Genomic DNA, 14,107 nt, shown 5'->3' with positions numbered 1-14,107 from the left:
TGTATCATACTGCTTTTTTAAGCTACACAAAATCACCTTATTTACGATGACAAAACTGTGAGTAAAAAGAAACCCCTAAGTCAGGGTCAAAGACGCCGTATGCGAGCCAATCAAGAGAAAAGGCTACAACGGAAAGATTCAGGTAGCAATGCCCCTGAATTACAGGATAGTTCACTTGAGCCAGAACAGCTCGGAACTGTTATATCTCGTTTCGGCCAACATGCCGATGTAGAAACCGAATCAGGACAAGTTGTGCGGTGTAATATTCGCCGTAATATTCAAAGTCTGGTCACTGGTGACAAAGTGATCGTGCGTTTGGCTGTAGAAATGTCGACCACGATAGCCGGCGTGGTCGAAGCCGTCCACCCTCGTCATTCGCTGCTTTCGCGGCCAGATCTTTATGACGGCATCAAGATCATTGCGGCTAATATCGATCAAATCTTGATTGTCTCTTCGATTGTCCCAAGTTTTACGACTCAAATAATCGACCGTTATTTAGTTGCAGCAGAAGACACTGGCATTTCACCGATAATCGTCCTCAATAAGATCGATCTCCTCACCGACGAAGATCGCCCTGAAGTAGAGGCTGCACTCAAGCGTTATCAAGATATAGGCTATCAAGTCTACCAAATAAGCAGTCATACCGGCCAAGGCGTCGATGACATAAAAGCCTTATTGAATGAAAAAGTCAGTATTTTTGTCGGCCAATCAGGTGTAGGTAAGTCATCAATCATTAACGCTATGATGCCTGATGCCGAGCTAGCAATTGGTGATGTTTCTCAAAATTCAGGCCTGGGACAACACACGACCACGACAGCCAAGTTAATGCATTTTGCTAGCGGAGGCGATCTGATTGATTCTCCGGGAGTTCGAGAATTTGCGCTATGGCACTTACCAGCCGAAAGAGTGGGTGAGTGTTTTATCGAGTTCCGGGAATATCTAGGCACTTGTAAATTCAGAGACTGTAAACACAAAAATGATCCTGGTTGTGCCATCACCGAAGCATTTCATGATGGCAAAATCGCAGAAGATCGATACAACAATTATCATAAAATTATCGCCAGCTTAAATGAAATGCGCCATGCCAGACAGTTTAGAGCCAGTGATGAATAACAGGGTAATCGCAATATTTTGAAGGGAAGTACACGTGGATAAAGTAAAAATTGCATTGCAATATATCATGCCTAAACATTTAGTCTCTCGCCTGGTGGGTAAACTGGCAGCGGCTGAATTAGGTTCGGTAACGACCGCTGGAATAAAATGGTTTATTAAGCAATACAAGATCGATATGAGCGAAGCCGCACAGAGCGAACCTGAAGCTTATAAGACGTTTAATGCGTTTTTCACTCGAGCCCTCAAGCCTGGTATACGTCCGCTTTCACAAGATCAAAATTATATTGTCCAACCAGTAGATGGCGCGATAAGCCAATGCGGTCCTATTAATGACGGACAAATATTTCAAGCCAAAGGACATGAATATTCATCACTTGCACTACTTGGTGATCAAGCCGATGATGCCAAACGTTTCGAAGATGGTGATTTCGCTACCATCTACTTAGCACCAAAAGACTATCACCGAATTCATATGCCAGTGAAAGGCACCTTGTCAAAGATGACTTATGTTCCCGGTGAGTTGTTTTCCGTCAATCCATTAACCGCAGCAAATGTTCCCGGGCTATTCGCCCGAAACGAACGTGTTGTGGCCATTTTTGAGACCGAAATAGGTCCCATTGCCATGGTATTAGTCGGTGCAACCATAGTCGCAAGCATAGAAACCGTCTGGGCAGGTACAATTACCCCCCCCGGAGGTAAAAAAGTATTTACCTGGGATTACCCGACCGAGGGGCCAGAGGCATTAACCCTTGAAAAAGGTGCCGAAATGGGAAGGTTCAAGCTAGGCAGTACCGTTGTCATGCTGTTCGCTAAAGATGCTTTAGATGAATTTGCCGACGGTGTCGTGCCAAAAGCCGTGACCCGCATGGGTCAGACTTTCGCAAAAATAGAGGATTAATCTGATCTAAAATAGCTTTTGGTCAGTATACGGAGTTGTAATGAACCAGACGGCTAGTAATAAACAATCAGGTTTATTAGAGTTACATCTCGCTGTGCTGCTATTTGGTGGCACGGCACTCTTCTCAAAACTTATTCCACTCAGTGCGTTAAATATCACTCTGTTGCGCTGCGTAGTCGCCGCTTTTGTCTTAGCCTGCATAGTCAAAGTCAGCAAAAAAAACTTATCACTCAACTCCACTAGAGATTATTTCATCGCCCTGGGCCTAGGCATTGTCGTAAGCCTACATTGGGTCACTTATTTTGCCTCTATGCAGCTCTCTTCCGTCGCTATAGGTATGATAGCCTTCTTCACTTACCCCGTGATGACAGTCTTAATTGAGCCCATCTTCACAGGTAATCGAATTCAACGAGGTGATATTGTTAGTGGGCTCGCCGTGCTACTTGGAGTCATACTACTGATCCCCGAAGCCAACCTGGGTAATGATATTACTATGGGCATAGCGCTGGGAATCTTATCTGCTGCGTTTTTTACCGCTCGCAACCTGCTACATAAGAGATATTTTTCAGCCTATTCTGGTCCCCATGCTATGTTTTATCAAACAGGTGTAGCCGTCTTTTTCCTCGCTCCTTGGCAGACAATAGAGTTCAGTCAAGTAGAACAAAATACTTGGTGGCTGATACTATTACTCGGAGTGATATTCACCGCTGCTCCCCACGCACTTTTTACAGCAGCCTTGCGTCACCTTAGTGCCAAAACTGTAAGCTTAGTCTCTTGCCTGCAACCTTTCTATGGTGCTGTTTTAGCTCTGCTATTCTTAGGTGAACAGCTAGATATCAAGACAACAATAGGTGGTTTATTGGTCGTCGCAACCGCCATTTTTGAGACTCAAAAGCATCAAAAAACATCCAGGTAACTCTCCTTTTCTTAACTGGTCAGTGAGAAGTTCGGTACTTACCATGATGATTTTGATTTATATTTCTATTTTCTGATATAAATTGAAAAAAAATGCAAAAAAAAGAAGCTATATTTAGCCACTTTTATTGATAAGATATCTCCGACTCTTTCTCTAACCTGCATCCGAATATGTTTCCAACTATGCGCACTATTTTTCTGCTTCTCATGGCATTCACCGGTTTCAGTGCAGCCGCAAGTTCGCCACTCGAACTCAATAAGCGCCTAGGACTCACTCAACCTGCTTCGGCCACTTTAACGGCCGAACAAAAGCTGGCATATATCCAGCACAGTATTGAAGAACAAGTTTTAATAGAAAAAAATCACCTTAAGCTGGTCAATAACTATCAAGGACATAAGCTCAGCCTGGAGCGGCAACTGCAAGAGGCTAAATCACCTCTCCCTTGGTCCAAGACTAATGATCCCACTCAGCAGGCTTCCCTCGCCTATTTAAGACTGTCTGAGCTCAAAGAGATAGAAGCTGAACTCAATACAAAGGTGACAGACTTAATCAAGCAGCATAATCAACTACCATCTGATATTGCATCTGCTCGACAATCTCTGAATCAACATAAAAAAAATCAAATAGATAACTCTGACGGCAATCAAGATATGCTGCTTAGGGCACAGCGTCAGCTCTATATTCAAATCTTGGCGACATTAGAAGCAGAGCAGGCGAGCAGCCAAAAACGCATCAACCTCAATCAACAACAGATGTTGCTGGTCAGGCAGCAACTATCGCAACAAGAAAGCCTGATCGAAGAGATCAATAAGGCCACTGCTAAACAGAGGCAAAAGAAGACAGATGCCACTATAGCGAAGAGCCTTTTTGAGACTTCAGCCGAGCAGTCCCCCCTGACTCAACAACTGAGTCAGCGAAACCTAGGTTATGCCAACAAGTTAACAATCCTCACTAAGGACACCAATCGAGCCGTTCTCGCACAAGAAGCTGCCGAAAACCTCTATCAAGTTCAAGCAAAACAGCTGACTAACATCCAACAACAGGTAGGCCTGATCAAATTAAATTCTGCATTCGGCGAGCGCTTCCTGCAGATGCTGCAATCTCTACCCGCCCCACCGAATCAGGATAAACTACAAACAAAAATAGCCCAGGCTAGGCTGGAAAGATATCAACTAGAGCAAGAGCTCACGATAAATAACCAGCAGCAGCTAGCCAATGAGCCTTTAACTAAGATTCAAATGAGACTGCTCACCTCGCAAAATGACCTGCTCACGCAACTCTTGCTGAGCCAAGATCTTTATTTGAGTGAGCTCACAGATTTAAGAGTGATATATGAACAGTTAACCCAACAGAATATCGCCCTAAAAAGTATCCTCAATGAACACCTATTTTGGGTACCAAATGCTAACTCCATCGATAAATTATGGGTCACAGATCTTTTTCAGAGTGTGAAGTGGCTTATGGGCCAAACTTTTTGGCCTGACATCTCTGTTTCCTTCGATGAACAGAGTGAATACTGGTCTTGGTGGATTATCTTGTTTGTGCTCTGTTTAGTCGCCCAAGATCTGTTAACACCTAAGTTCAAATCAGCCATGGCCAATGACATCACATTTGTCGGTAATGTTACCCAAGATCTGTTCAGCTACACCTTCAGGGCCCTGATTAACTCTCTACTCTACTGCGTGATTAAACCACTGCCAGTGATTGCCGCCGGTGCCATCTTACTCTTATCCAGTCTGAACCTAACCGCGGCAATCGGCATGGGGGTGTTAGTCATAGGTTTACTCTACCTACTCTACCGTTTCACCTATCTTCTCGCACTGAATCGAGGCCTGCTCATAGGTCATTTTAAAGGTGAAAAAGAAATAATCAGGCAAGGTCAACTCAGGTTTAAAACCTTCATAATCATGGCGATACCTTTCTTTTGGATCATGGGATTTACCGAATTTATCGATAATTCAGTACTGAGAAATAGCATTGGCCGTGGCGCCTTCATTATTTTCAGTCTTTTCCTGTTTGGATTCTATAAAGATATCTTATCCTTATCTAAGAAAAATAAGCATCAGCACCAAGATGACAAAAATAAAAAATTACTCCAAAGATTTCTATGGTCGGTGCTGCTACTCGTCCCTCCGGTCTGTGCCATCCTAGCTTTTAGAGGTTATTACTACACGGCATTTCAGGTACTACTACAACTGCAACTTTCCCTGTTAATATCTTTAGGCTTCATGTTGCTCTATCAACTGATAAAACGTTGGATGCTCATCGAAAGAAGACGCATCGCCTTCGATCGTGCCAAAGCCAGACGCGCAGAGATATTGCTTCAACGTGAGCGAGATGAAGATCCACAAAGCAATACCGACCCCCTCGACACCTATGAAGAGCCAGTTGTCGATCTGGAAACCATATCCAGCCAATCTCTGGGACTGGTGCGTTCACTATTACTACTGGCTTTCTTAGCAAGTTTAATCGGCCTCTGGACTCAGACCCACACCGCATTATTCTCATTACTCGATGGCGTGACTCTCTGGACCAGCAACTCTCTGGTTAACGGCATCGAGCAACAGCTCCCTATTACCTTAAAATCATTACTACTCGGGCTGGTCATAGTCGGCTTCTCACTGATGATAGCCACTAACCTCCCCGGTTTACTCGAGCTCACCATATTGCAGCGACTCGATTTGAGTCAGGGAACCGGCTTTGCCATCACCACAATGAGTCGCTATCTAGTCGTGTTTTTCGGTATCTTGAGTGGCTTTTCAACTTTAGGTATGGAATGGTCCAAGTTACAGTGGCTAGTAGCTGCACTCTCTCTGGGACTAGGTTTTGGATTACAAGAGATCTTTGCTAACTTCATCTCAGGCTTGATCATCTTATTCGAAAAGCCGGTGAGAATTGGTGACACAGTGACCATACGGGATCTCACGGGTACCGTGAGTAAAATTCAAATCCGTGCAACGACCATCATTGACTGGGATAGGAAAGAGATCATCATCCCCAACAAGGCGTTTATTACCGAACAACTCATCAACTGGTCCCTCTCAGACCCTATCACACGCGTTATCGTCTATGTTTCTGTCGCGAGAGACTCTGATCCCGCTAGGGTCGAAGCGGCTCTATATCAAGCTGTAAAAGGATGTGATGATGCATTAGAAAGCCCTGAGCCTGAAGTCTGGTTTGCGGGATTTGGTAAACACACCCAAGACTATGAAGTCAGAGCCTATGCCAAAGATATGAATACCCGTTGGCCTCTTCGTCATAAATTACATAAAGCCATCAGTAAGAAACTTCAAGAAAACCAACTGGAACTCGCATATCCACAACTGGAAGTACATATCAATAACACTCAGAGTAAAGAAGCTCAGGGAGTCATCAGAAGCTAATGATTATTTTTGCCCATAGAGGTGCCAGTGGATACGCGCCGGAAAATACTCTGGCGGCCATGAAAAAAGCGATCGAATTAGGCGCGCGTGCCATCGAGTTCGATATTCATAATGTTGAAGGTGAACTCTATGTTTTCCACGACCGTCGCTTAGATAACAAGAGCAATGGCACAGGCTTAATAGAAGAGGTGAGTCGCAGTTATCTCGACTCCCTCAGAGTCGACGGTGAACCTATCCCCACTCTTTGGCAGGTGATGAGCTATCTAAACCAGCATAACTGCCTGGTTAACATAGAACTCAAAGGAATGAACTGCTTAGAGATATTTATCGATACTTACCCTAAGCTAATCAATCAATTAAATTTCTCCACAGACAAGCTAATTATTTCATCCTTTCACCACGGGTTCCTGGCAACATTCCGCCAGCGTTTTCCTCAAGCTCTGCTGGCACCTTTATTCGAAGGTGTTGCTTTGAATAGTCAGGAAACAACCAGCCGGCTCGATGCATACTCACTTCATCTGAGTCTCAGTTTCCTCACTCAAGACTGTGTGACACAAGCTCAGTCACGTGGGCTAAAAGTCTTTGTATACACAGTCGATAATGAATCGGATATGACTCAGTTACAGAAAATGGGGGTAGATGGCATATTTACTAACTTCCCGGATAGAGCCATGAAGGCTCTGCAAGCTTAAGCCTGATATAACCAGGGTCTTAGTTAAACCTCGACTGGAAATGAGTCCCAGTACCACTAACTTGATGCTCACAATGAAAACGGAATTTGTCGCGCAAAAACTCACTCGCAACCTAAACTATATGTAAACTCGGCTAAATTTTCCTATGTCGCTGAGCCCAAATACCAATAAATATAAAGAAGCCGATGATGAGAAATAACAACCAATGGGCCGACACTTGAGCCATTTTGTTAGCAAGAATGGGACTAGCAGTCACAATTAACAGCCCATAACCAAATGCATTGATCAAAACAAAGACTAACGTACGTAATACAAATGATCGTCCGATCAACTTCCGGCTTAACAGCCGATTAATATCAGCGCCAAACACAATCAAGAAGCAAGCAATAATGGCTGTTGAAATCTCATTGAGCCAAGGATAGAGCAAAGACCCAACTTGATGAAATACTGAAATAATATGTTCCACACTCGGGTCCTTAATTGGTCCATAGACAGAATCATTCAGTAGAATAAGGGGAGTGAAGATGAGATACAAGCTACTATTACTCACCGGTGATAATGAGCGATATAGATCTTTACTGGAATCCTGTCATCTGCCAGAGGTTGAAATTCTGGGTGATGAAACCCATCAGATTTCACAAGCCAATATTTGGCTGGCAGAGCCTTCTCTCGCCGCACCGTTACTGCCTCATGGGAAGCATATCATCTGGATGCAATCGACCGAAGCTGGCGTCGATGCCTTGGTCAAGCCGCGCCAAAGAAAAGATTATCGGCTGACCAATGTCAGGGGAATATTCGGCCCCTTGATGAGCGAATACTTGTTTGGATACCTGCTTGCTCACCAGAGAGAACACACGCTATACAGATCGCAACAAGCGCAGAAAATTTGGCACCCAGGCAGCTTCAAGACCCTTCAAGGTCAACATTTACTTCTGCTTGGAACGGGCAATATAGCCAAACATATAGCCAAAACAGCGAAGCATTTTGGCATGCATGTCACAGGGATAAACCGAGGTGCTAAGCCAACGATTGGTTTCGATGATGTCAATACCCTATCAAATCTGCCCCACTATCTGCCTCAGGCTGATGCTATTGCCAGCATACTTCCAAGCACGCCAGATACGAGAGGAACGCTCAACGCCCAGACCTTATCACTGATAAAACCCAATGGTATTTTATTTAACCTCGGAAGAGGAGATGTACTGGATCTCGATGCTCTGTACTTACAGCTAAAAGAAAACAGCGGCCAGAATGCAATATTAGATGTCTTCAACCAGGAGCCATTGCCCCAACATCACCCCATATGGTCACTGGACAATGTTATCATCACACCACACATTGCCGCCCCTAGTTTTCCCGAGCAGGTGGTCGAGATCTTTGCCGATAACTACCATAAACTGCTAAGAGGCGAGCGGCTCTCCTATGAAGTCAACTTCGAACGCGGTTACTAGCCAAACAACTAATCACAATAGCGATTCATAGCAAATTACCAAGCTCAATTACAGCTTTTAGCAATTAGATTACATCTGCTTCTGACTACGCTTCAGGAACTGCTCGACCAACATCTTCTGTGAATTGATATTATCGACAACCTCATGATTTATGCCCACCATCTCATCCCCTAGATCATTACTCGAGCCATTAAGTTCTGAAATTGTAACCACACTTCGATTGACCTCAACGGCCACACTGGACTGCTCCTCTACCGCGCTGGCAATGTGGTGAGTCATATCGGTAATGGATGCCACCGCATCCCTTATGGTTCGCAGCGCACTGCCAGCCTGATCCGCTTGCTCTGAACATAACTGAGCAGAATCGACGCCTTGATGCACACTGTGTACAGCCTTGCCCGTACCTTGCTGCAACAAGTTAATCATAGTTTGAATTTCTGTGGTCGATTCATGAGTCCTCTTTGCCAACGCCCTGACTTCATCGGCAACAACGGCAAAGCCTCGTCCCTGTTCCCCGGCTCTAGCCGCCTCGATAGCCGCATTAAGCGCCAATAGATTTGTCTGCTCTGCGATACTCTGAATCACATCTAGCACGGTTCCAATCCCCTTACTCTGCTCTTCGAGTTCGGTGATCACTTCAGAGGTATTGGTCAGTTGCTCCGATAAGGACTGAATCGATGATATAGTTTGAGACACGATTTTATCCCCTGCATCGGCTTCTTCTGAGGCGGCCTGAGATGAGGTTGCAGCATCGGAGCAGTTAGAAGCCATGTCGCCGAGTGTAGCCGTCATCTCCTGCATGGCTGTGGCCACTTGCTCAACTTCTTTAGTTAACGAATGACTATTGGTTTTCACATCCTCACTCTTAGCCACCGACTCCAGCGACTTTTTAGCCGTTTGCTCACAAGAATCCAACGCCCGGCCAAGCATGGCTTTCATCTCAGAGTTTTGCATCTGTAAGGCAAGATCTATCTGTGCCACGTCATCGACGTATCCTGTATACAGGTATGACATCAAGGGATTGGAATAAATACCCTTACATTTATCCACTATGACCTTAAAACGAGACAATACGAGATTTCCACCGATAAACAAGGCCATTAAAGTGATAAGTAACAACCCAATACCCAGTACACCCGATTCAATAGCTAAATACAGCATAGGCAATAGGGAGAAACATGCTAACAAGGCTAGTTTCATCGACAGACTCAGAACACGTTTAAGCTTAGATACCCTTCCCTTCTCGTTAAGCTCCTTATAAGCCTCTTCGGCTCTTTGTACCTGCTCATTCTTAGGCTTAGATCTGATAGATTGAAACTCGATCACCTTGCCATTCTCTGCTATTGGAGTAACAAAGGCATCCACCCAGTAGTGATCACCATTAGCACAGCGGTTTTTTACTAAGCCTTTCCAGGGATTACCACCATTGATCGTGTTCCAGAGATCTTCGAAGGCTTGTGGTGGCATGTCCGGATGGCGGACCAAATTATGGGGCTCGCCCATCAGCTCATCTAAGCTGAAGCCTGCCACCTCACAAAATGAGTGATTGGCATACTTGATCACGCTCGAAGTATCTGTCGTTGATAACAAGATCCAGTCTGAAGGATAGTCATAATTTTTTTGGGTAACAGGCAGGTTTTGTCTCATTTTTCACTCCAAAGAATGTTTTGTGCGATTAGTTCCATTCCTTTATCGGACCCAATCACGCACCTAGCAGCTCGAATTTTATTCAGGGTATTATAAATTCTATATCGAATAGTCAGAAGCGCCAGTTTTTCCTTTTTTTAGCAGCCGTTCACACTTTGGTATAACCCCCTCACACAGATTCATATTTGACTTATACATTTTTGATATTAGCATTGAGAATCATTTTCATTTATAATTCGGTCATCTCATTAGGGGGCCTATCTCAATGTACGTTTGTCTTTGCTTCGCCGTTACCGATACACAAATAAAAGAAGCCGTTAGCCAGGGTGATGTCTCACTTGCTGATGTGAAAAAGCGTTTGGGTGTAGGGAGTCAATGCGGTAAATGTACTAAGATGGCTGGCCAAATAATCCAGAGACAACTGGACATAGAGCCCAACTTTTACGAAGTGGCCTGATAAGCAACGAACTAATTCTCCCAATTGATATAAATAAAAAGCTGCCATCGGCAGCTTTTTTTATTTCTGGCTAGAGACTAGCTTAGTCGCTAGCCTCACTATTACCATCGCCTAGCTCTACACTATCGACACGTTGTAATCCCCGTGGCAGTTTCGCCCCTCTCCGGCCTCGCTCACCACGATAATGCTCCAAATCGCTTGGTTTCAGGGTTAGCTTGCGCTTACCTGCCCAGAGAGTCACTGAGGTATCTTCGGGTACCACATGCAGGTGGATTAGCAACTCTTCTCTATTCTTCGCTTTTTCAGTTGGGATACCTATGATCTTATTGCCCTTGCCCTTAGATAGCTGGGGCAGGGCTTCCATAGAGAATAACAACATTCTGCCTTCATTGGTGATAGCCAGAATCGACTCGACTTTCGACTTATCCACCAACTGAGGCTTAATCACTTTAGCGTTAGCCGGTAGGCTGAGCAGGGCTTTACCGGCTTTATTCCTGGACACCATATCTTTATATGAGCCAACAAACCCATAGCCAGCATCCGATGCCAACAGATAGAACTTCTCATCATCCCCAAGCAAGAGATGCTCCATCACCTCGCCGGGTGACAGATTAAAACGTGTGGTTATTGGCTCTCCTTGGCTTCTCGCCGAAGGCAAGGTATGAGTCTCGGTGGCAAACGCTCTACCGGTTGAGCCTATAAATACCGAAGGCTGATTGCTTCGACCTACCGCAGAACAGAGAAAACCATCACCGGACTTGTAAGACAGAGTATTACCATCGATATCATGTCCCTTGGCGCAGCGGACCCAACCTTTCTCAGACAAAACGACAGTCACGGCCTCTACCGGAGCTAACTCTTGCTCAGTCAGGGCTTTAGACTCGGTACGCTCCACCAGAGGAGAACGTCTATCATCGCCATAGGTCTCACCATCTTGCTTTAACTCTTTCTTAATTAAGGTCTTCAGGCGTCTATCTGAACTAAGCAGCAACTCTAGCTTGTCTCGCTCGACTTCCAGCTCATTCTGCTCCGATTTGATCTTCACCTCTTCAAGCTTGGCCAGATGGCGTAACTTAAGATCTAAAATAGCATCGGCTTGAATCTCGGTGATTTGGAACCGTGACATCAATTCAGCCTTAGGATTCTCCTTATAGCGGATGATCTCGATCACCTCGTCGATATTAAGGAAGGCAACCATCAAGGCATCTAAAATATGTAACCTGGCTAAGACCTTATCCAACCTGTGGGTGATTCTTCGAGTCACAGTCGTTAAACGAAACTCCAACCATTCAGTGAGGATCTGTTTAAGCCCTTTGACTTGAGGCCGACCGTTCAGCCCCAGAATATTCAGGTTCACTCGGAAATTTTTCTGCAGATCCGTCGTCGCAAAAAGGTGGGCCATCAGTTGATCACAATCGACACGATTTGAGCGCGGCACCACAATGATACGAACCGGATTCTCATGGTCAGATTCATCCCTGAGATCGACTACCATAGGTAGTTTCTTGGCCTGCATCTGCGCGGCAATCTGTTCTAAAATCTTGCCGCCACTGGCCTGATGTGGCAAAGCGGTGATGACGATTTCGCCACTCTCAACAGCATAAACGGCTCGCGCCTTTATCGAACCTTTACCTGTCGAATAGATCTTAGTGATATCCGCCCTGGGGGTAATGATCTCCGCCTCAGTTGGATAGTCGGGTCCAGGCACAAACTCCATCAAGCGCTCGAGATCTGCTTTAGGGTTATCCAGTAATTCGACACAGGCAGCCACTAATTCACGGGTGTTGTGTGGCGGTACATCTGTCGCCATACCCACGGCTATGCCGGTAATACCATTGAGCAAAATATGAGGCAGACGAGACGGTAGCACCAATGGCTCTTTCATCGTGCCGTCGAAGTTAATTCCCCAATCGACAGTACCTTGGCCTAGCTCACTGAGCAGGACCTCTGAAAACTTCGATAATCTCGCTTCGGTATAACGCATGGCGGCGAATGATTTGGGATCATCCGGTGCTCCCCAGTTCCCCTGACCATCGACCAAGGGATATCGGTATGAGAAAGGCTGCGCCATCAGTACCATAGCCTCATAACAGGCACTATCTCCATGGGGATGGTATTTACCTAACACATCACCTACGGTACGGGCTGATTTCTTATGTTTAGACTGAGCCGATAGGCCCAACTCACTCATGGCATAGATGATACGACGCTGAACCGGTTTCAATCCGTCACCAATATGTGGCAAGGCCCGGTCCATGATGACGTACATTGAATAGTTTAGATAAGCATCTTCCGTGAAACGGCGCATCGACATCTGCTCTACGCCATCGAGACTTAAATCTATCGCATCACTCATTTTTCATTTTCCTCTGCTTGCGCAGCTTGTTCTGTTTCTTTCTTAACAATATCTTTGTAATACAAACGGTAAATATTGCCTTTAAGATCATCTGATATATACATGGCTCCATCGGGAGCCGTTAATAAAGCGTAAGGCCTAGCTACGGGAAAGCCGCCATCTAAGAAGCTGACCACAGTACTGCGCTTGACGACTTTCTGCTGTTCAATCTCTAACATCACCACCTGGTAACCAATTTTACTCGAACGATTCCAGGAACCATTCTCGGCGACAAACATCTGATTATGATATTTAGCAGGAAACGCCTGACCGCGATAAAAATGCAAGCCCATTGGGGAGACGTGAGCTGGTAATTCGAAATTAGGCAAAGTGATCTTCAGGTTCTTAGGTTTATCGTAGGCAGGCTCTATGACCGAAGCGGCGTGAATATAGGGAAAACCAAAGTGCTCCCCGGTTTTTTCCAGCCGGTTAATCTCATCGGGAGGAAGTCTGTCTCCCATCCAATCTCGCCCTAGATCGGCAAACCATAAGGCATCATCCGTAGGCGACCAATCGAAGCCCGTCACACTGCGAATGCCCGTTGCGACTTGCTCACTACTGCCGGTCTCCATATCGATGGCGATAATACTGCCGAAAGGCGCTACAGCCTCACACACATTACAGGGTGCACCGACAGCAACATACAAGCGACCATCCGGGCCAAAGTGCATCGCACGTCGGCTCTTATTGGTCTGTCCTGGGAGGCGGTCATAGACCTCCTTGCCCCGTCCGGGGCGGCGCAAGCGGTTCTCAATATCGACAAACCTAACTATCTTTTCATCGACGGCGACATAAAGATCACCAAGATGAAAGGCGATGGCTTCAGGATTATCTAAGCCTTTGGCTACCGTGTAGCGCTTATCGACTCGGCCATCGGCATTGCTATCGACCAGAGCCACTATGGTGCCCTTCTTATGGGAACCCACAAATAGCGTGCCCTTATCTCCCAACGCCATCTGCTTAGCATCACCAAGTCCAGAGGCATAGAGGGTTAAGCCGAAACCTTTGGTCACAGTGATCATCATGGGCTGTGTGGCCAGTAAATTTGGGCTAAACAGCACTGCGACATAAGCTAACAGTAAGCTCCACCTTCGTTGATTTTTTTTCTGATTCAACAACATTATTTTTTATAAGCCTAATTATTCTAATTATTCT

Annotated in this window: 11 protein-coding genes; 7 read left to right on the top strand and 4 right to left on the bottom strand. The window is 45.5% G+C overall.

The annotated features are described in order from the left end of the window. Positions 1–57 precede the first annotated feature (57 nt). The 5 genes from rsgA (at position 58) to FS373_RS22250 (ending at position 7,002) form a co-directional block, all read left to right on the top strand. On the top strand, positions 58–1,113 hold the full coding sequence (gene rsgA / locus FS373_RS22270; protein WP_144044882.1) for a small ribosomal subunit biogenesis GTPase RsgA: 1,056 nt from the start codon (positions 58–60) through the stop codon (positions 1,111–1,113). Between the two features lie 34 nt (positions 1,114–1,147). Continuing rightward, positions 1,148–2,011 (top strand): archaetidylserine decarboxylase, encoded by an 864-nt coding sequence (gene asd, locus FS373_RS22265; protein WP_322619552.1) that lies wholly within the window; start codon positions 1,148–1,150, stop codon positions 2,009–2,011. Between the two features lie 40 nt (positions 2,012–2,051). Beyond that, positions 2,052–2,927, top strand: coding sequence for a DMT family transporter (locus FS373_RS22260; RefSeq protein ID WP_152830644.1), 876 nt, complete (start codon positions 2,052–2,054; stop codon positions 2,925–2,927). Between the two features lie 182 nt (positions 2,928–3,109). Beyond that, positions 3,110–6,310, top strand: coding sequence for a mechanosensitive ion channel domain-containing protein (locus tag FS373_RS22255; protein ID WP_152830643.1), 3,201 nt, complete (start codon positions 3,110–3,112; stop codon positions 6,308–6,310). Further along, positions 6,310–7,002, top strand: coding sequence for a glycerophosphodiester phosphodiesterase (locus FS373_RS22250; protein ID WP_144044880.1), 693 nt, complete (start codon positions 6,310–6,312; stop codon positions 7,000–7,002). The genes FS373_RS22255 and FS373_RS22250 overlap by 1 nt, the downstream gene beginning before the upstream one ends. Before the next feature lie 133 nt (positions 7,003–7,135). Here FS373_RS22250 and FS373_RS22245 read toward each other — a convergent pair whose 3' ends face one another. Then, the gene (locus FS373_RS22245) at positions 7,136–7,468 is read right to left on the bottom strand and encodes a DUF3392 domain-containing protein (protein WP_144044879.1); all 333 of its coding nucleotides are present in this window, start codon (positions 7,466–7,468) and stop codon (positions 7,136–7,138) included. A gap of 58 nt (positions 7,469–7,526) precedes the next feature. Between FS373_RS22245 and FS373_RS22240 the strand changes: the two genes are divergently transcribed. Then, positions 7,527–8,453 carry a D-2-hydroxyacid dehydrogenase gene (locus tag FS373_RS22240; RefSeq protein ID WP_152830642.1) on the top strand — a complete coding sequence of 309 codons (927 nt, stop codon included), beginning with the start codon at positions 7,527–7,529 and terminating at the stop codon, positions 8,451–8,453. Between the two features lie 69 nt (positions 8,454–8,522). On the opposite strand, the gene FS373_RS22235 is transcribed toward FS373_RS22240, so the two are convergent. Continuing rightward, positions 8,523–10,100: a PAS domain-containing methyl-accepting chemotaxis protein gene (locus tag FS373_RS22235; protein WP_152830641.1), complete on the bottom strand. Its 1,578-nt coding sequence runs from the start codon at positions 10,098–10,100 to the stop codon at positions 8,523–8,525. 265 nt (positions 10,101–10,365) lie between these two features. Between FS373_RS22235 and FS373_RS22230 the strand changes: the two genes are divergently transcribed. Continuing rightward, complete coding sequence (locus FS373_RS22230; protein ID WP_144044876.1) at positions 10,366–10,557, top strand: bacterioferritin-associated ferredoxin; 192 nt, start codon at positions 10,366–10,368, stop codon at positions 10,555–10,557. An 82-nt stretch (positions 10,558–10,639) separates the two neighbouring features. On the opposite strand, the gene parC is transcribed toward FS373_RS22230, so the two are convergent. Then, positions 10,640–12,913 (bottom strand): DNA topoisomerase IV subunit A, encoded by a 2,274-nt coding sequence (gene parC / locus FS373_RS22225; protein WP_152830640.1) that lies wholly within the window; start codon positions 12,911–12,913, stop codon positions 10,640–10,642. Beyond that, positions 12,910–14,073: a PQQ-dependent sugar dehydrogenase gene (locus FS373_RS22220; protein WP_144044875.1), complete on the bottom strand. Its 1,164-nt coding sequence runs from the start codon at positions 14,071–14,073 to the stop codon at positions 12,910–12,912. Before FS373_RS22220 ends, parC begins: the two co-directional genes overlap by 4 nt. Positions 14,074–14,107: the final 34 nt, after the last annotated feature.

Source organism: Shewanella sp. YLB-07 (assembly GCF_009377275.1).
Note: the sequence above shows the minus strand (reverse complement) of the source record. Positions and strands in the feature narration are given on the sequence as shown.

Bases quoted from the DNA above. Each gene is read 5' to 3' on its own strand.
- FS373_RS22260 (WP_152830644.1), top strand. From the start codon at position 2,052: ATGAACCAGACGGCTAGTAATAAACAATCAGGTTTATTAGAGTTACAT.
- FS373_RS22255 (WP_152830643.1), top strand. From the start codon at position 3,110: ATGCGCACTATTTTTCTGCTTCTCATGGCATTCACCGGTTTCAGTGCA.
- FS373_RS22250 (WP_144044880.1), top strand. From the start codon at position 6,310: ATGATTATTTTTGCCCATAGAGGTGCCAGTGGATACGCGCCGGAAAAT.
- FS373_RS22240 (WP_152830642.1), top strand. From the start codon at position 7,527: ATGAGATACAAGCTACTATTACTCACCGGTGATAATGAGCGATATAGA.
- FS373_RS22235 (WP_152830641.1), bottom strand. From the start codon at position 10,100: ATGAGACAAAACCTGCCTGTTACCCAAAAAAATTATGACTATCCTTCA.
- FS373_RS22230 (WP_144044876.1), top strand. From the start codon at position 10,366: ATGTACGTTTGTCTTTGCTTCGCCGTTACCGATACACAAATAAAAGAA.
- parC (WP_152830640.1), bottom strand. From the start codon at position 12,913: ATGAGTGATGCGATAGATTTAAGTCTCGATGGCGTAGAGCAGATGTCG.
- FS373_RS22220 (WP_144044875.1), bottom strand. From the start codon at position 14,073: ATGTTGTTGAATCAGAAAAAAAATCAACGAAGGTGGAGCTTACTGTTA.